Source organism: Arenimonas sp. (genome assembly GCF_047602345.1).
In the GTDB taxonomy this organism is placed as follows: Bacteria; Pseudomonadota; Gammaproteobacteria; order Xanthomonadales; family Xanthomonadaceae; genus Arenimonas.
Window position 1 is genome coordinate 530801 of sequence record NZ_JASGHN010000010.1, and the last position, 17964, is coordinate 548764.

The 17964-nt window shown below is 67.0% G+C and carries 17 protein-coding genes; 5 read left to right on the forward strand and 12 right to left on the reverse strand.

Annotated features, from left to right (window positions below; genetic code table 11):
* Positions 1-210: 210 nt before the first annotated feature.
* The gene (locus tag QM707_RS15275; RefSeq protein WP_415002736.1) at positions 211-2127 is read left to right on the forward strand and encodes a M1 family metallopeptidase; all 1917 of its coding nucleotides are present in this window, start codon (positions 211-213) and stop codon (positions 2125-2127) included.
* Between the two features lie 4 nt (positions 2128-2131).
* A complete protein-coding gene (locus QM707_RS15280; RefSeq protein WP_415002737.1) occupies positions 2132-3070 on the forward strand; it encodes an alpha/beta fold hydrolase in 939 nt (312 codons plus the stop codon).
* Between the two features lie 43 nt (positions 3071-3113).
* Here QM707_RS15280 and QM707_RS15285 read toward each other — a convergent pair whose 3' ends face one another.
* From QM707_RS15285 to QM707_RS15295, 3 genes are all read right to left on the reverse strand, one after another.
* Positions 3114-3656, reverse strand: a complete 543-nt coding sequence (locus QM707_RS15285) for a M23 family metallopeptidase (protein WP_415002738.1) — start codon at positions 3654-3656, stop codon at positions 3114-3116.
* Positions 3657-3736: 80 nt separating this feature from the next.
* A complete protein-coding gene (locus QM707_RS15290) occupies positions 3737-5437 on the reverse strand; it encodes a M28 family metallopeptidase (RefSeq protein WP_415002739.1) in 1701 nt (566 codons plus the stop codon).
* Positions 5438-5525: 88 nt separating this feature from the next.
* Positions 5526-6188, reverse strand: coding sequence for a hypothetical protein (locus tag QM707_RS15295; protein ID WP_415002740.1), 663 nt, complete (start codon positions 6186-6188; stop codon positions 5526-5528).
* Positions 6189-6296: 108 nt separating this feature from the next.
* Here QM707_RS15295 and gpmI point away from each other — a divergent pair, with 108 nt between their 5' ends.
* Together gpmI and QM707_RS15305 are read left to right on the forward strand one after the other, a co-directional pair.
* A complete protein-coding gene (gene gpmI, locus QM707_RS15300) occupies positions 6297-7826 on the forward strand; it encodes a 2,3-bisphosphoglycerate-independent phosphoglycerate mutase (RefSeq protein WP_415002741.1) in 1530 nt (509 codons plus the stop codon).
* Positions 7827-9017 carry a murein hydrolase activator EnvC family protein gene (locus tag QM707_RS15305; protein WP_415002742.1) on the forward strand — a complete coding sequence of 397 codons (1191 nt, stop codon included), beginning with the start codon at positions 7827-7829 and terminating at the stop codon, positions 9015-9017. It abuts the gene before it with no gap.
* Between the two features lie 58 nt (positions 9018-9075).
* On the opposite strand, the gene QM707_RS15310 is transcribed toward QM707_RS15305, so the two are convergent.
* The 7 genes from QM707_RS15310 to QM707_RS15340 all read right to left on the reverse strand — a co-directional run bounded on the left by QM707_RS15310 (position 9076) and on the right by QM707_RS15340 (position 14632).
* Positions 9076-9750, reverse strand: a complete 675-nt coding sequence (locus QM707_RS15310) for a rhomboid family intramembrane serine protease (protein WP_415002743.1) — start codon at positions 9748-9750, stop codon at positions 9076-9078.
* Between the two features lie 52 nt (positions 9751-9802).
* Positions 9803-10471 (reverse strand): general secretion pathway protein GspB, encoded by a 669-nt coding sequence (locus QM707_RS15315; RefSeq protein ID WP_415002744.1) that lies wholly within the window; start codon positions 10469-10471, stop codon positions 9803-9805.
* On the reverse strand, positions 10471-11388 hold the full coding sequence (locus QM707_RS15320; protein ID WP_415002745.1) for an ExeA family protein: 918 nt from the start codon (positions 11386-11388) through the stop codon (positions 10471-10473). Before QM707_RS15320 ends, QM707_RS15315 begins: the two co-directional genes overlap by 1 nt.
* A gap of 36 nt (positions 11389-11424) precedes the next feature.
* A complete protein-coding gene (locus QM707_RS15325; RefSeq protein WP_415002817.1) occupies positions 11425-12135 on the reverse strand; it encodes an endonuclease/exonuclease/phosphatase family protein in 711 nt (236 codons plus the stop codon).
* A gap of 72 nt (positions 12136-12207) precedes the next feature.
* Entirely contained in the window at positions 12208-12924 is a 717-nt protein-coding gene (locus QM707_RS15330; protein WP_415002746.1) for a thiol:disulfide interchange protein DsbA/DsbL, read from the reverse strand.
* A 13-nt stretch (positions 12925-12937) separates the two neighbouring features.
* Complete coding sequence (locus QM707_RS15335) at positions 12938-13741, reverse strand: DsbA family protein (protein ID WP_415002747.1); 804 nt, start codon at positions 13739-13741, stop codon at positions 12938-12940.
* A gap of 84 nt (positions 13742-13825) precedes the next feature.
* Positions 13826-14632, reverse strand: a complete 807-nt coding sequence (locus QM707_RS15340) for a c-type cytochrome (protein WP_415002748.1) — start codon at positions 14630-14632, stop codon at positions 13826-13828.
* Positions 14633-14751: 119 nt separating this feature from the next.
* Between QM707_RS15340 and yihA the strand changes: the two genes are divergently transcribed.
* Complete coding sequence (gene yihA, locus QM707_RS15345) at positions 14752-15351, forward strand: ribosome biogenesis GTP-binding protein YihA/YsxC (RefSeq protein WP_415002749.1); 600 nt, start codon at positions 14752-14754, stop codon at positions 15349-15351.
* A 15-nt stretch (positions 15352-15366) separates the two neighbouring features.
* Here yihA and QM707_RS15350 read toward each other — a convergent pair whose 3' ends face one another.
* Both QM707_RS15350 and QM707_RS15355 read right to left on the reverse strand, forming a co-directional pair.
* A complete protein-coding gene (locus tag QM707_RS15350) occupies positions 15367-16287 on the reverse strand; it encodes an ABC transporter permease subunit (protein WP_415002750.1) in 921 nt (306 codons plus the stop codon).
* Complete coding sequence (locus QM707_RS15355; RefSeq protein WP_415002751.1) at positions 16287-17858, reverse strand: peptide ABC transporter substrate-binding protein; 1572 nt, start codon at positions 17856-17858, stop codon at positions 16287-16289. The genes QM707_RS15350 and QM707_RS15355 overlap by 1 nt, the downstream gene beginning before the upstream one ends.
* Positions 17859-17964: the final 106 nt, after the last annotated feature.

The following is a 17964-nucleotide window of genomic DNA, read 5'->3' on the forward strand; positions in this document are numbered from 1 at the left end:
CGCACCCGGCAGGGGTTCGCGGAGACGGGGATGGCAGGAAAGGCGAGGCCGGCGGCAGGGCAAGGAACTGGGTGCGCATGCGGCCGCCGGCAGGGGAGAGTTGCGGCAAGGCTAGGCGCCTTTCCGAGCCGCCGTCCCATGGCTTTAGTCATTTAAACCTTTGGGCCCCATGCGCGATAAACTTGGCCTTTCCCCCGACCCGGAGCCGCCATGCGCTTCCATGCCCTGTTGCTCGCCGCTGCCTTGCTGCCGCTCGCGGCCTGCCAGAAACCCGCCGACCAGACCGCCAAGCCGGATACCACCGAAGCGAAGGCGCAGCCCGCTGCGAACGCCGCGCGCGACGAACATTCCTATTCCGAACCGGACAAGGTTGCGATCAAGCATCTGGCGCTCGACCTGAAGGTCGATTTCGAGCAGAAGACGCTCAGCGGCACCGCCGTGCTCGATCTCGACTGGAAGGACAAGAAGGCCGACGTGCTCGTGCTCGATTCGCGCGACCTGAGCATCACCAAGGTCGAAGCCGGCGACGGCATCGACTGGAAGGAAGTGCCTTTCGATCTTTCCGCGCCGGAAGCGATCTACGGCAGCCGCCTCAGCATCAGCCCGCTGGCGCAGCAACCGAAGGTGCGCATCACCTATTCGACCTCGCCGAACGCCTCGGGCCTGCAGTGGCTGACGCCGGCGATGACGCTGGGCAAGAAGCTGCCCTTCATGTTCAGCCAGTCGCAGCAGATCCACGCGCGGTCCTGGGTGCCGCTGCAGGACACGCCGATCGTGCGTTTCACCTATGAAGCGCACATCACCACGCCGGCCGACGTGATGGCGCTGATGAGCGCCGACAACGACCCGAAGGCCGTGCGCGACGGCGACTACAGCTTCAAGATGCCGCAGCCGATCCCGTCCTACCTGCTGGCGATCGCCGCCGGCGACCTGGTGTTCCAGCCGCTGAACGAGCGCGCCGGCATCTGGGCCGAACCGGCGATGGCGCCGAAAGCGGCCGCCGAATTCGTCGACACCGGCAAGATGATCGACACGGCCGAATCGTTGTACGGCCCGTACCGCTGGGACCGCTACGACATCCTCGTGCTGCCGCCCTCGTTCCCGTACGGCGGCATGGAAAACCCGCGCCTGACCTTCGCGACGCCGACGGTCATCACCGGCGATCGCTCGCTGGTCGCGCTGATCGCGCACGAGCTGGCGCATAGCTGGTCCGGCAACCTGGTCACCTTCTCCACCTCGAAGGACGCCTGGCTCAACGAAGGCGTCACCAGCTACGTCGAGAACCGCCTGGTCGAAGCCCTGTTCGGCAAGGAACGCGCCGACATGGAGAACGTGATCGAGCGCAACGAACTGAAGAACGAGTTCACCGACGAGAACAAGCCGCTGCAGGCGCTGGCGGTGAAACCGGGCGTGCTGAAGGATCCGGACGACAACCTGTCGTCCACCGTGTACACCAAGGGCGCGTGGTTCATGCAGTTCCTGGAACAGCGTTACGGCCGTGCCGATTTCGACGCTTTCCTGCGCGGCTATTTCGACCACTTCTCCTTCCAGTCGATCTCCTCGCACCAGTTCGCCGATTACGCCAAGGCCAACCTGCTCGACAAATACCCGGGCAAGGTGACGCAGGCCGAGTTCGACGAATGGTTGTACGAGCCGGGCGTGCCGGCGACCGCGCCGGCCACGGCGTCGGCCCGTTTCGATGCCGTCGATGCCGCGCGCAAGGTCTTCATCGAGGACAACAGCCTGCCGAACAAGGCGCAGACCGCGCAGTGGACGACGCAGGAGTGGGTGCATTTCATCGAAGGCATGCCGGAAACGCTGGACAGCGAGCAGATCAAACTGCTCGACGGCGCCTACAAGTTCACCGGCACGCCGAACGGCGAAATCGCCCAGCGCTGGTATCCGTTGACCGTGCGTAGCGGCTACACGGCGGCGCGCCCGGAGATCGCCAAGTTCCTCGGCACCATCGGTCGTCGCAAGCTGATCATGCCGACCTACAACGCGCTGGCGAAGACGCCGGACGGCTTGGCGTTCGCGCGCGAAGTGTTCGCGACCGCGCGCCCGGGCTACCACCCGATCACGGTGGGTTCGGTCGAAGCCGCGCTGGCCGACAAGCCGGCGCCCTGATTCGATGAAGAAGGGCCGCGTCGCGCTCGCCGTCTCGTTCGGGCTGGCGCTGACGACGGTCGGCGTCGCGGCCTACATGCCCGAGCGCGTGCTCGATGCCGAGTTCGCGCGACAACGCTGGCTGGCGGGTGCCAGCCAGCAGTCGCTGGAAGCCGCAGGCCATCGTTGGAGTTATCTGCAGGCGGGCCAGGACGGCCCGCTTGTCGTTCTGGTGCACGGCTTCACCGGCAGCAAGGAAAACTGGCTGCCGCTGATGCGCGAGCTGGCGAAGACGCATCGCGTGATCGCGCCGGACCTGCCCGGTTGGGGCGAAAGCGAACGCCAGGCCGGCGCCGATTACGGTCCGCTGGCGCAGGCGCAACGCCTGCAGGAATTCCTCGCCAAGCTCCCCGGCAAGCCGGCGTTGTTGGTCGGCCATTCCATGGGCGGGCAGATCGTCGGCCTGCTCGCTGCGCGACAAGCCGATATCGCCGATCGCCTCGTGCTGATGTCGTCCGCCGGCGTGCGTTTCAACGAAAACCAGTTCGGACGCGAGGTGCTGGCAGGGCAGAATCCGTTCGAAGTCACGTCGCGCGCGGAGCTGCACCGTTATCTCGGCATCGTCTTCACCGACCCGCCTTTCGTGCCTTGGCCGGCCGACGAAGCATTCGTGCGCCGGCGTCGCGCCGATGCGCCGTTCGAACAATCGGTGCTCGATGCCATCGGCCGCGGGCCGGAAGCGACGCAGTTGCAGAGCGAACTGGCGCAGATCACGGCGCCTGTGCTGCTGCTGTGGTGCAAGGACGACCGCGTCATCGACGTCAGTTCGGTGCCGATTTTCGAAGCCGGCCTGCCGGACAGCCGCGCCGTGCTGTTCAGCGGTTGCGGCCATATGCCGATGATGGCGAGGCCGAAGGAAACGGCGAAGGTCTTGCAGGAATTCGCCGCGCCCAACCTGCAATGATGATCGCGCAGGAGCGATGGCAATTGCGGCCAATTCGCCGCCGCTAGTCGTGGCGCGGCGCGAGCAGCCCGTCCGGATCCAGATAGAACATCCGCTTCCAGCCTTGGGTTTCGCGGGTGATGCGCCAGGGCAGCGGCACCAGCGAGACCACCGAATAGTGCAGGTGCGGCGGCTTGTTCGCGGCGTTGCCGGTTCGACCGACATCGCCGAGACGCTCTCCGGAATGAACCAGCCAGGGATCCTCGTCGGCGAAACGCGACAAATGCGCGTAGTAGTGGATGCGCCACTTCGGGCCCAGCACGAGCACGACATTGCCGCCCTGCGACCATTCGCCCCGATAGACGACGAGCCCCGAGGTCGCCGCGACGACGGGGCGGCCTTCGACGGCGAAGATATCGATGCCCTTGTGTACCCCGGATTTTCCCCAGGGTTCGTACCAGAACGCGTCGGGATTCCAGTCGCGCGAGGTCGCACCCTCTACCGGAACAAGACAACGCTCGGGCAGCGACAAACCGATGGCCAGGACGATGAAGGACGCGATCCCCAGGCGCAGCGCGATTCGGCGTTTGCGACTGGGGTGATTCATGCCGGCATTGTCGCGTCAGCGATATGCGAGCCGCTGTTACCGCCAGACTGCGTTGCGGCCCAGTGCAACATGCTTGCCGACTACTTCTTCGCCTCTTCCCGCGACTTCTCCCGCACCGCCCGGAAGGCATTGCCTTCGCGATAGTTAGGCCAGTCGCGGCTGGATGCGAGTTTCTTGCCGACTTCGAACACGGCATCGAGATCGTCCACGATGCCGCGCAGGTCCCAGCTCGAATCGAACTGGTCGCCGGCCTTGTGGTATCGCTTGGCGGTGTAGTCGTCGATGACGGACAGGCCGTAATCGCGGCCTTTCTCGCGATGATCGACGCCGCCCTTGATGTACAGCGCCGGCACGCCGGCCTTGGCGAAGCTGAAATGATCGGAGCGGAAGAACAGGCCTTTCTCCGGCGCGCTTTCCTCGACCAGGGTCCGGCCCTGTTGCTGCGCGATCGGGCGCAGCAGGTCGTCCATTTCGGAATTGCCCAGGCCGATCACGATCAGGTCCTTCGTGCGGCCGACGACCGGCATCGCATCGAGGTTGATCGCCGCGACGGTGTTCGCCAGCGGTATCGGCGGGTTCGCGGCGTAGTACGCCGAGCCGAGCAGGCCCGATTCCTCCAGCGTCACCAGCAGGAAGACGATACTGCGCTCCGGCTTCGGTTTGACGACGGTGAACTCTTCGGCGATCTCCAGCACGCCCGCGACGCCCGTACCGTTGTCGATCGCGCCGTTGTAGATGTTGTCGCCGGCTTCTTCGGGGTGCACGCCGAGATGATCCCAGTGCGCCATGTAGACGATGGCCTCGTCCGGATACTTCGTGCCGGGTAGTTTCGCGATGACGTTGCGCGACTGCGACTGTTTCACCGTGCTGTGCAGCGAAGCGTCGAAGCGCGCATCGCCCAGCGCCACGGCCTTGAAGCCGCGACGCCCGGCGGCGACGCGTTGCGCCTCAAGATCGAGCCCGGCCTTCGCGAACAGCTGCGTCGCCGCCTCTGCCGTCAGCCAGCCCTGCAACGGCAGGCGCGGCGCCGGGTCGTCATTGGCGGAGAGATCGTGCTGCGTGCCGCTCCAGCTGTTCTTCACCACGTCCCAGCCGTAACCGGCGCCGGCGGTGTCGTGGATGATCAATGCGGCGGCGGCGCCCTGGCGCGCGGCTTCCTCGAACTTGTAGGTCCAGCGACCGTAGTAGGTCATGCGCCGGCCTTCGAACAGGGCGGCGTCGTTGGCGTGGAAGCCTGGGTCGTTGATCAGCATCACGACGGTCTTGCCGCGCACATCGAGACCGGCGTAATCGTTCCAGCCGACTTCCGGCGCATTGACGCCGTAACCGACGAAGACCAGCGGGCTGTCGGCGACGGCCATGTCGGCTTTCGCCTGACGCGACACGGCGACCGCTTCGCTACCGAAGGCCAGCTCGCGCCGCGCGCCGCCCTGGGTCAGCGCCAACTTGCTCGCGCCCTGGTCCACGGTGGTTTCGACCATCGGCACGGTCTGGAAATAACTGTCGCCATTGCCGGGTTGCAGGCCGAGGCGCTGGAACTGATCGCGCAGGTACTGCACGGTCTTGTCCTCGCCCGGCGTGCCGGGGCCGCGACCGCCGAACTCGTCCGAAGCGAGCACTTTCAGGTGCATCGCGAAGTCCTCGGCCGAGATCTCCGGGCCGAAGGCATGGCCTGCCTGGTTGTTGACCGAGACCATCGAGTGCTCGGTATCGATCGTCGAAGCGTGGCTACAAGCCGTCAGGGCCAGCGCGGCGGCTAGCCAGACCAGACTGCGGGTCATTCAGGACTCCGGGGGAAAGCGGTTCCCCCGGATTCTAGGGCCTAAGCCGGCGCCCCGCATGTGCGGGCGGGCGCCGGGGCGCGGTGGCCTACTTCCTTTCGGGCAGGGTGTCGGTATAGGGTTGGGCGGTCGCGCCGATCACGCGGCCGATTTTCGCGCTGGTGTGCACGAACAGTTCGACCTCGCGCTCGAAGCGCAGCTCGCCGTTGACCGTGGCGCGCGGGCCGATGACGATGCGCGGGACGCGCGGCTTGCCGAAGTTGACGCCCTTGGGCTGCTCGACCTTGATGCCGCCCTGCACCACGGAGTCGGCGCCGACGGTGATGTCGCCGTTGACCGTGTTGATCTGGCCGTCCACCTTCGTCTGCTGGATCAGGATGCTGCCGTTGACGGTGGTGACATCGCGCTCGACCTGCGAGTGGAAACCGATCTTGATGCCGCCGTTCACGGTCTCGACCTCGCCGCTGAAACGCACGTTCTGCCCGGCCTGGATGCCGCCGTTCACGGTGGTGGCCGAGCGCAGCGAAGCACGGTCGCCGATGTCGATGCCACCGTTGACGGTGCTGGCGTCGCGCGCCTGCACGCCGGCATCGACTTCGATGCCACCGTTGACGGTATCGAGATCGCCATAGGCCTGGCCGGCCTCGGCATGCACGCGGCCGTTGACGCGGCTGACGTCGTGGTCGCCGTCATGGGCGAAGGCGCAGGTGGTGGCGAGGGCGAGGCTCAGGGCAAGCAGGGTGCGGCGCATGGGGTTTCCTCCGGGTTTCAAGCTGGGATGCCGATCGGTCCGAGAAGGTTTAGATACGTCCATCGGGCCCTCCGTTACAATTCCCGCATGCCTGCCCCGGAGCCCCGCGTGAAACGTCCCAAGCCATTGTTGTTGTTGATATTGGACGGCTGGGGCTACCGCGAGGAGCGTACCGACAACGCCATCGCCCTGGCCGAGGTGCCGAACTGGCGCCGGCTGCTGGGCAGCAGCCCCCATACCCTGGTGCACACCGAGGGCCGGCACGTCGGCTTGCCGGATGGCCAGATGGGCAACTCCGAAGTCGGGCACATGAACATCGGCGCCGGTCGCATCGTCTACCAGGACCTGACGCGGGTCGATGCGGCGATCGACGACGGCAGCTTTTTCGCGAATCCCGAGCTGATGGCGGCCTGCGACGCGGCGAAAGCCAGCGGCGGCACCCTGCATCTGTTCGGCCTGATGTCGCCCGGCGGCGTGCACAGCCACGAAGTGCACGTCTTCGCGATGATCCGCCTGGCGAAACAGCGCGGCGTGCCGCGCGTGGCCGTGCATGCCTTCCTCGATGGCCGCGACATGCCGCCGAAATCGGCCGAGCCCAGCCTGCGCGCCCTGCAATCGGCCTGCAGCGAAGCGGGCAATGCCTTCATCGCCACGGTTTGCGGCCGTTACTACGCCATGGACCGCGACAAGCGCTGGGAACGCGTGGAGCCGGCTTATCTCGCCATCACCGAAGCGATGGCGACGCATCGCGCCGCCGATGCGCTGCAGGCGCTGGAACAGGCCTATGCGCGCGGCGAATCCGACGAATTCGTATTGCCCACCGTGATCGGCGCCGGTGCGCGTTTCGACGACGGCGATGCCGTGGCCTTCATGAACTTCCGCGCCGATCGCGCCCGCCAGTTGACCGCCTGCTTCGTTTCGCCGGATTTCGACGGATTCGCGCGACCGCGGCGCATCGCGCTGTCGCGCTTCGTCTGCCTCAGCGAATACGACGCCAAGCTGGCGGCGCCGGTTGCGTTCACGGCGGAAGACCTCAGTCATACGTTCTCCGACGTGCTGGCCGACAACGGCCTGAGCCAGTTGCGCATCGCCGAGACGGAAAAGTACGCGCACGTGACCTTCTTCTTCAGCGGCGGACGCGAAGCCCTGCAGCCTGGCGAGGATCGCGTGCTGGTGCCGTCGCCGAAGGTGGCGACCTACGACCTGCAGCCGGAAATGAGCTGTCCCGAGCTGACCGACAAGCTGTGCGAAGACATCCGCGCGCAGCGGCACGACGTCATCATCTGCAATATCGCCAACCCGGACATGGTCGGCCATACCGGCATGCTGGAGGCGGCGATCCGCGCGGCCGAAGCGGTCGACCATGCGCTGGGCGCCGTCGATGCGGCCTTGAAGGAAGTCGGCGGCGAAATGATCGTCACCGCCGATCATGGCAACTTGGAAATGATGCGCGATCCGGAAACGGGCGAACCGCATACCTCGCATACCGTCGGTCCGGTTCCGCTGGTTTACGTGGGACGTCCGGCCACGCTCAGGGCCGGCGGGGCCTTGCGCGACATCGCGCCGACGTTGCTGCACCTGCTCGGCCTGCCGGTTCCCGCGGCGATGACCGGTCGCTCGCTGGTGGAGCTGCGCTGAGTGCGGAGCGCCTGGGCGATCGCGCTGCTGCTGTTCGGCGTCGTCGCATCGTCGCAGGCCCAGACCACGGCGCAGCGTGCGCAGCGCCAGGCCGCCACGCAGAAGCAGCTGACGACGCTGCGCGGGCAGATCAAGTCGCTCGGCGAAGAACAGCGCAAACTCGAGGGCGAGAAGAACGCTGCGGCACGCGAGTTGCGCGAGATCGACGGTCGCGTGTCGAAGTCGCAGCGCAGCCTGCACGACACCGAAACCAGGATCGCCGACCAGGAAGCGGAACTCGTCCGCTTGCAGGAGAAGCAGCAGGCACTGGAACGCAGCCTGACGGCGCAGCGCGCCGAGCTGGCGCAGCTGGTGCGCTCGGCCTATGCGATGGGCCGCCATGAGCAACTGAAGCTTCTGCTGGAACAGGGGCGCATGAGCGATCTCGCGCGCGCGCTGGCCTATCACCGCTATTTCCAGCAGCAGCGCAAGAACGAGATCGGCCGATTGACGCAGGAACTGAAGACCCTGGCCGACGTCAGCGAACAGGTACGGGCGACCACGCTCGAACTGCAGGCGTCCCGCGCGCAGCAGAAGGGCGAGCTCGATACGCTGGCCGGCGAGCGTCGTGAACGCGGCAAGCTGGTCTCGTCGCTGGACGCGCAATATCGCGATCGCGACGCACGCATCAAGGCCCTGGGTCGCGACGAGAAAGCCACCGTCGCCCTGCTCGAGCGCCTGCGCCGGCTGATGGAGCAGGCGGCGAAACCACCGGCGCGCACGCCGAATATGCCGGGCACGCGACCGGCGACGCCGAACGATGCGCGCGTGCCGATCGGCCCCTTGAACCTGCCCTTGAACGGAAGCGTGCTCGCCGGTTTCGGCGGCACGATGCCCGACGGCCACCGCAGCCAGGGCCTGCTGATCGCCGGCAATGCCGGCGCCGAAGTGCGCGCGGTCTCGGGTGGGCGCGTCGCTTATGCCGATTGGTTGAAAGGCTATGGGCTGTTGATCATCCTCGACCACGGCAACGGCTGGATGACGCTGTACGCGTTCAACGACACGCTGCTGAAGAACGTCGGCGATACCGTGCGCGCCGGCGAGGCGATCTCCACGGTCGGCAGTTCGGGCGGACAGGGAAGGCCGGCGCTGTATTTCGAACTGCGACGCAACGGTCAGCCACAGGATCCGCGCAGCTGGCTGAAGAAGTGATGGGAATCCTGTCGGCGGCGTTGATGGCGCGCGGATCGCCAGGACCCTGCTTTCGATTTCAGCGCCGCCGGTGCACCGCATCGCGCAGGAACAGTGCGAGCACGACGCCCAGCAGCAGTCCCGCCAGATGCGCCCACCATGCGACCTGGCCGTAACTGGGCGGGCCGGAGAACGTCAGCAGCAGCTGCAATACCGCCCACACGCCGATCAGTGCCACCGCCGGGGCGCGGATGAATACCGGCCAGAGGCCGAGCGGCAGGATCATGCCGAGCTTCGCGTTCGGGAACAGCACCAGGTAGGCGCCGATCAGTGCAGAGATGCCGCCGCTGGCGCCGACGATCACCTTGCTCGGATCGTTCATCAGCAAGGCGGCGGCGAGGTTGGCCAGTGCGCCGCCGACGAGGAATACCATCAGCAGTCGCGCGCCCCCGAGCGCGCGCTCGGCGCTAAGGCCGAACAGCAACAAGAACAGGCCGTTGACGAGCAGATGCCAGGCGTTGAAGTGCACGAACAGGGCCGTCACCAGGGTCAGGATGCGGCCGTCGTTCCATAGCAATCGCCATTCGGCTGGCGGCGCGGACAAGGTGCCCCATCGTGTCCAGGCCGCCAGCCGCGAAGGATCGTCGTGCGCGAACAGCAGCCACAGATAGCTCGCCACCGCGATCGCCGCCAGCAGTGGCGTAGCCCAGATCAGGCGCGGACGTTTGCGGCGGGGCAGGTTGACGAAAACCATGGCCGGAGAACCTACCACAGCGAGGTTCGCTACTCATTACGCCGGTACGACGCTACGGGCGAGGCAACAGATAGCGTTGGCCGTCGATGTCGAGCGCGACGCCGTCGCGGCGGATTTCGGCGACGACTGCGCCGGACAGGCTGGCGCCTTCGCCCACACGCTGGCCATCGATGATCGCGATACGACGTGCGGGTTGATCCGACCAGACGTGCATGCTGAGTTTCAGCGGCGGCAGGTTGGCGCGCTGGTCCGGCGGCAGGCTGGCGAGGCTGGGCAGGTAGTCGGTGACGGGTTCGTTCGCCGCGGGAAGCGGGGTCGGCAGCGGCGGTGGTGCGGCCGGCGCGATCGCCACGGGCGCAGGCGCCGCGGGTATCGGTGTCTGTGCTGGCGACGGTGGTGGTGCGGGCGATACCGGCGTCGGCGGGGTGGCCGCAGGGGCGATGGTCGTGTCGGACACGCTCTTCGTCGTGCCTGCCTCGACTGGCTTGTCCGGGGCATCGGTGGTGATGGTTTCGATGGCCGTGGGATCTGCAGCGGAGGGCCAGAAGCGGATCACGCCGAAGACCAGCAGGCCGATCACCAGCACGCCCGCGAGCATCGTCCACACCGGCGTACGACGGCGGCGCGATGGCGGCGCGGGCATCGGTGCGAACAGACCGGGCGCCTGTCCGCGCTTGCGCTCGGCTTCCGACTTGCGCAGCGCCTCGAGGATCAACGACATCAGTTCAGTCCTCGCGAGGCCAGGCCCCACCACAGCAACAGGGCCGCGGCGGCGCCGAGGCCGAGGCTCCAGCCCAGCATGCGCCAGCGCGGCGACGGCTCGGTCGGCGGCAGCACTTCGCGCGATGCCAGTTCGACCGTCGCCGCGTCGATGCTGTCGCGGCCTTGCACGTACCCGGCGAGCAGGCAGCGTTCGCCGAGCGTGTTGAGCAGGCGCGGAATGCCGCCGGACAGCACATGCAGCTTCTTCACCGCCGAATCGTCGAAAGGAAAACGGCTGGCGCCGGCCACGGCGACGCGCAGGCGCAGGTAGCCTTCGCTCTCGGCGGCGTCGAGCGGCGTAAGGTGGTAGCGCGCGGTGATGCGTTGCGCGAGCTGGCGCAGGGCGGGACGCGACAGCATCGTGCGCAGTTCCGGTTGGCCGATCAGGATGATCTGCAGCAGCTTCTGCGTCGGCGTTTCCAGGTTGGTCAGCAGACGCACCTGCTCGAGCGCATCGCGCGAGAGTTCCTGCGCCTCGTCGATGATCAGCACCACGCGCAGGCCTTGCGCGTAGGCCCCGAGCAGGTACTCGTTCAGGGCGTCGACCTGCATCTTCAGGCTGCGCCGCTTGCCCGGGAGCTCGATGCGCAGTTCGTCGCAGATGGTTTCCAGCAACTCCAGCGGCGTCTGCTTGGGATTGAGCACCAGGGCGACGCGCACGGTTTCGGGCAGCTGTTCGAGCAACAGCCGGCACAGGGTCGTCTTGCCCGTACCCACTTCGCCGGTGAGCTGTACGAACCCGCCGCTGCCGCCCTGGCCGACGCCATAGAACAGGTGCGCGAGCGCATCCCGGTGGCGTTCGCTGAAATAGACGAAGCGCGGATCGGGAGTGATGGCGAACGGCGGCTCGTGCAAGCCGTAATGCCCGAGATACATGCGCGCTAGGGTATCAGGCCGGCGCGGCGGGCTGCGCTATTGCAGGGTGACGGCGACGGCGAGGTGGTCGGAACCGGCGGCGGGCAAGGCGCGATATTCACTGCACTGGAAGCCGGCGCAGAGGATATGGTCGAGGGCGCGATCCGGGGCCCAGCTCGGAAAGCTCGGGGCGGCACAGCTCGGCGGCTGCAAGTGGGTGTGTCGGTAAAGCGCCTGCATTTCCGGGGCGTCGGCATCGCAGTTGAAATCGCCCATCAGTACCAGGCGTTTTTCGTCGGCGAGCAGGTCGGCCAGGAAGCCGATCTGCAGGTGACGCGAGCGCGCGCCGAGCGAAAGATGCGTCACCGCCAGCATCCAGGCGTCCCGGCCCTGGCCGAAGCGCGACAGCAGCACGCCGCGGCCGGCCACGCGGCCGGGCAAGGCGTAGTCGAGCAGTTCGCTGGGCTCCAGGCGGCTCAGCACGGCATTGCCGCTACCGGCGATGCGGGCGACGCGGCGGTTGGACTGGTGGCTGAAGTACGGGAAGCGCGCGCGTTCGGCCAGCAGCGAACTCTGGTTGTCGAAACCGGAGCGCAGGCTGCCCGGATCGCTTTCCTGCAAGCCGACGACATCGAAGGGGGCGAACAGATCGGCCAGCGCATCGAGATTGGCGCGCTTGCCGTTCGGCAGGACATGCGACCAACTGCGCGTCAGGTATTCGCGATAGGCACGCGTGCTCGAACCGGCCTGGATATTGCAGCTCAGCAGTCGAAGCGGGGCGGACATGCGTTCATCCTCGCGCCGACACGTGCCGGCGGCAAGGATTTACCGGACTGTCGTTCAGCGTGTCGTCGAGGTCTTGCCGGTCTTGCCCTGCTTGGCCTTCGCCTTGGGCTGCGCGGCGCGCACCTTGGCTACCAGATAGTCGGCGGTGGCGATCTGCCCTTCGAAGCCACGATCGTTCGTCGTCGGCACGACATAGCGTCCGGCCACGACCAGGGTCGGCGTACCGCCCAGACCGCGCGCCATGGCGAACTCTTCGATCTTGGCGAGTTTCGCGTCGATCGCCGGGTCGTACACCGTGGCGAGGAACTTCTTCCGATCGACGCCGAAGCGCGCGTACATGTCGGCGATCTCTTCGAGCGAGCCGGTATTGAAGAAGCGTTCCTGGTGGATCGCCTTGAATACCGAGTCGTGCGTCTTCTCGGCGACGCCGAGGGTCTGCGCGGCCAGATAGCTCTTGGCGAAGTTGGACCACAGCGTATTGCCCGGCGCCGGCAGGTATTCCCAGCGCACATCCGAGCCCGGCTTCTGCTTCTTGTGCCACTCGTTGACGTAGGGCTGGAAGCGGGCGCAATGACCGCAGGCGTAGCTGAAGAACTCGGCGATCTCGATCTTGCCCGCAACGAATTGCGGCATCGGCTCGGGCAGTTCGATGTAGTCCACGCCCACGCGCGGCGCGGGCGCGGCGACCGGCGCCGCCTGGGCGTACGCCAGCAGCGGAGCCAGCAGCAGGAGGATCGCGGAAGCGTGCAGCGCGAACAGGCGACGGATCATGGCGAGCTCCCGATCAGGGCGTGGGGGCAGCTGCGGGAGTCGCGGCGGCGGCGCGTTCCTGCGCGACCAGGAAATCCACCGTGGCCAAGAGGCCTTCAAAGCCGCGGTCCGGCGTGACGTTCGCTCGGTACTTCCCGTTGATGACCATGGTCGGCGTGGAGCCGACGCCCGTGCGCTGAGCGAACTGCTTGCCGCGGTTGAGCTTGGCGGTCACGCCGAAGCTTTTCATCGTCTCGAGGAACTTCGTGCGGTCCACGCCCCACTTGGCGTACAGGTCGGCGATCTCGTCCGGGCTGCCGGTCTTGATCACGTGGTCGACGTGGATCGCCTTGAAGACATCGTTGTGCGTGCGCGCCTGCACGCCGAGGATCTCGGCCGCGTAGTAGGCGCGGGCGAATTCGTCCCAGGCGCCGCCGAATGCGCCCGGCACGTATTCCCAGCGCACGTCGGCCGGCATGCGCTGCTTCCACGCGTCGACCGAGGGCTGGAAGTGCGCGCAGTGGATGCACATGTAGCTGAAGACTTCCGCCACTTCGATCTTGCCCTGGCCGATCGTCGGCTGCGGCGTCTCGAGCACCTCGTAGTCGGTGCCCAGGCGCGGCGCTTCCGGGCTGCCGGGCGCAGGAACGGGCGCTGGCGCGGGTGCCGGCGTGGTGCCCTCGGCGGGGGCCGATGCATCGGCAGGCGTTTCAGTCGGAGCGGGTGTCGAGGCCGTCGAGTCGGCGGGGGCCGGGGTGGCGGTGTCCTCCGGCGTGGAAGGCTTGCAGGCGGCCAGCGGGATCAGCAGGGCGAGGACGATAAGCAGACGGCGCAGCATTCGAATCTCCTGAAAAGAAAAGCCGGCGTGCAACCGCCGGCTCGCATGATCTGGACTATCGCCGGCGGCGAAAGTTCTCGCGATTTATTTGGCGGCCACCGGCGTGGCGGAGCTGTCGTGCAGGCCCTGGATGTAGCTGGCGAGGCTCTGGATCTCCTCGTCGCTCAGATTCCGGGCGATGGAGTTCATGATGACGTTGGCATTGCCATCCTTGCCCCAGGCTTCGCCGCCGCGGAAGGCCATCAGCTTCGCCGCCGTGTAGCTGGCGTGCTGGCCGCCGACCGAGGGGTAGGCCGGGCCCGGATTGCCGCGACCGCTGGGGCCGTGGCAGGCCAGGCAGGCCGGGACGCCCGCTTCGGGTTTGCCGGCCCGATAGATCTTCTCGCCAACCTGGTAGAACTTCTTGCCGGCGCTCGGACCGCTGGCGATGGCGCTGTCGTCGGCGACGCCGGCCAGCGCGTGCTGGGTGGCGAAGTAGGCGCCGATATCGCGCATGTCCTGTTCGGTCAGCACCGAGGCCATCGGGGCCATGATCGGGTTCACGCGTTCGCCGCTCTTGAAGAGTTTCAGCTGGCGCCAGATGTAGCGCTCGTGCTGGCCGGCGATCTTCGGGTACTGCGGATCGGCGGCATTGCCATCGACGCCGTGGCAGGCGGCGCAGGCGCCGGCCTTGGTCTGCCCGGCCTTGGCGTCGCCGAAGGTCGCAGGCTTGCTGTCGGCGAGGGCGGCGACCGGGGCCGGCGTGGCCTCGGCGGTGGGCATCACTTCAGCGGCTGAGGCGGCGGCGGGTTCGGCCGTGGCGGGAGCCGGGGCCTGGGTGGCCTGCTGGGCGACCGCGGTCGTCACCAGCGCGGCGGCGGCAACGACACCCAGGATGCGCGAATACTTCATGGAAGGCTCCGGAATCAAACGGGACGGGGCGCAAAGCGCCCACGTTCGGCCGGCAATTATCCCTGCCGCGCCGGGGGATGGTCAAACCGCCCGGCGCCGCCCTCGCGTACCATGCACGCATGGCCAATCCCCTTGCCGCGGCGACTTACAAACTCGCTGCCCATCTGCCGCGCCAGCTGCCGCCGGACACCGCCCGCGAGGTCGCGTTCGCCGGCCGCTCCAACGCCGGCAAGTCCACCGCGCTCAATGCCTTGTGCCACCAGAATCGGCTGGCCAAGACCTCCAAGACGCCGGGTCGCACCCAGCAGCTGGTCTATTTCGAGGTGCAACCCGAGCGCTATCTGGTGGACCTGCCCGGTTACGGTTACGCCCAGGTGCCGGAGGACCTGCGCGCGCATTGGCAGCAGTTCATCAATCGCTATTTCGAGACGCGGCAATCGCTGGCCGGCCTGATCGTGGTCATGGATGTGCGCCATCCCTTGCGCGACTACGACCGGCAGATGCTGGCCTTTGCCATCTCGCGCAACTTGCCCGCGCATTGCCTGTTGACCAAGTCCGACAAACTCGGACGCGGCGAACAATCGAAAACCCTGGCCGCCGTGCGCAAGCAGTTGCTGGCCGATTTCGGCGACAGCGTCGGCGTGCAACTGTTCTCCGGCGATTCGAAGATCGGCGTCGACGAAGCGCGCGGCGTCATCGCCGGCTGGCTGCAGCTCTGACTCGAACTCGCGGATTCATGCCGCGTCCCGCAGGCGCGGATCCATCCAGGCGCGCAGCGCATCCACGAGGGCGTTGATCAGTGCGATGGCCGCACCGATCACCAGTACGATGCCCAGCACCAAGGTGTAATCGCGGTTGAGCGCGCCCTGCACGAAATAGCGACCGATGCCGGGAATGCCGAACACTTGCTCGACCACGGCCGAACCGCTGACGACATTGATCAGGGCCGGCGACAGCCAGGCGACCACCGGCAGCAGGCCCGGACGCAGCGCATGCGCGAACAGCAATCGCATCTCCGACAGGCCGCGGCCGCGCGCCGCACGGATGAAATCCGCGTCGAGCACTTCGAGCAGGCTCGCACGCGTCAACCGCGCGCAATAAGCGAGATTCGGCAGCGACAGCGCGACGATCGGCAAGACCGCATTGCGCCAGCCTCCGTCCCAGCCGCCGGCGGGCAGCCAGTGCAGGGTGACGGCGAAAAGCAGGATCAGCAGCGGCGCGACGACGAACTTCGGCAAGGCCAACCCGAGGCCGGCGATGAACATCAGCACCCGATCCAGCCGGCGTCCCGCATGCAGCGCCGCCCAGATGCCGAGCGGCAGGCCAAGCAGGAGCGACAGCAGCAAGGCCATGCTGCCGTTGAACAGCGAGATCGGCAGACTGTTCGCGACCAATTCGTTGACCGAGTAGTCCGGATACTGGAAGGAAGGCCCGAGGTCGCCGCGCAATACGTCGGCCAACCAGTGGCCGTACTGCGAAAGCATCGGCTGGTCGAGCCGGTACTGCGCGGCAAGCGCCGCCTGCACTTCCGGCGGCGCCGTTTTTTCGCTGTCGAAAGGCCCACCGGGTGCGGCACGCAACAACACGAAACACAGCGTGGCCAGCAGCCACAGCGTGAACAGCGCTTCGGCGAGCAGCAAAACGAATCGCTTCATCACGGCGCCTTCAGTCGCAGGAAGCGGCTCGGGTGATGGTCGAGCGCATTGGCTTCGAAACCGATCACTTCCGGGCGCACCAGATGCTTCGAGGTGTAGTAGTAGATCGGGACGATGGCCTGTTGCGCGAGCAGGCGCGCTTCCGCCTGCTTGAGCAAGGCGGAGCGTTGCGCCGTCGTGGGCGCGGCATCGGCCTGCAACAACAGGCGATCGAAGGTCGGGTCCGCCAGGCCACTCCAGTTCGTCGCGCTGCCGGCCTGGAAGTTGGCGAGGAAATTGCGCGCGTCGTTCAGATCGGCGATCCAGCCGCCGCGAAAGGCCTGCGTGATGATCCGCTGCTTGCGATTGCCGACGAAGACCTTCCATTCCTCGTTGCGCAACACGACCTGCGCGCCCAGCGTTTCCCGCCACATCGCCGCGATGGCCAGGTTCATCCGACGCAGCGGCGTGGAGGTGTTGTAGCGAAGTTCGATGCGCAATGGATTCGCCGGGCCGTAGCCGGCTTCGCGATAGCGACGCTGCGCCAGGACGTTGCGCTGCTTCTGCGTCGCTGCCGCCCAGGGCTGCGAAGCGGGCGAATAGTCGGCGACGCCCGGCGGCACAAGGCCATAGGCCGGCATTTCGCCGAGACCGGTGATGTAGCGCGTCAGGATGTCGCGGTCGATGGCGAGCGACAAGGCTTCACGCAGTGCCGGGTTGTCGCGCAGCGGTGGCTGCGTCAGGTTCAGGCCGATCCACATCGCGCCGAGGTAGGGGCTGATGCGAACCTGCCCGCCGAAACGCTCGCGCAGGTTCGCCAACGGCAAGGGCGGCAGGGTCTCGGTGATATGCAGCCCTCCCGCCTGATAGCGTTGCAGTTCGCTGGCCGCGTCCTCGGTGACCTGGAAACGCACGCGTCGGATCGGCGGCAGCTCACGATAGTTCGGGTTGGCTTCCAGCAGGACATGGGCCTGCGGTGTCCACGCCGCCAGGCGGTAGGCACCGTTAACGACAAGATGGCCGGCGCGCGTGTGCTGTGCGCCATGCGCGCGGATCGCCGGCAGGTAGACCGGATAGGCGATCGGCAGCAGCAGCATCTGCGGCAGCGCCGCGCTGCGCGTCAGCCGGAACACGACGGTGCGCGCGTCCGGCGCGAATACACCGAGCCGCGCCGATGGCAGCTTTCCCGATTGCACGGCGTTGGCGTTTTCCAGCGCATCGAAATGCACCGCAAAAGGCGCGGCGGTCAACGGTTCGAACGCGCGGCGGAAACTGGCGACGATATCGCTGGCGCCCAGGCGCTCGCCGTTCGACCAGCGAAGACCCGCGCGCAGGTGGAAGGTCCACGTCCGCCCGTCGGGCGAGACTTCCCAACGTTCGGCCATGCCGGGGATCAAGCGCCCGGCGCCATCTTCCGCCACCAGGCCTTCGTACAGATCGCGCAGGATGTTGCCGCAGCTCACTTCCGGGCAGCGGTGTGCATCCAGCGTCGAGGGCTCGGGCCCGTTGCCACGTTCCAGCGTCTGCGCCGACACCGGCAACGCGGCCAGCAGGCAGAGCGAAGCGAGCATGACCGGGATGCGTGCGAACAAGGCGGCTCCATGCGGACGATGGCGGTATTGGCCCGGCGGCTGGCGCGTTCAGCCTGTCGCGACCCGGCGCTTGCGATTGTAGGGCCACGCCCCCACATTGCCCTAT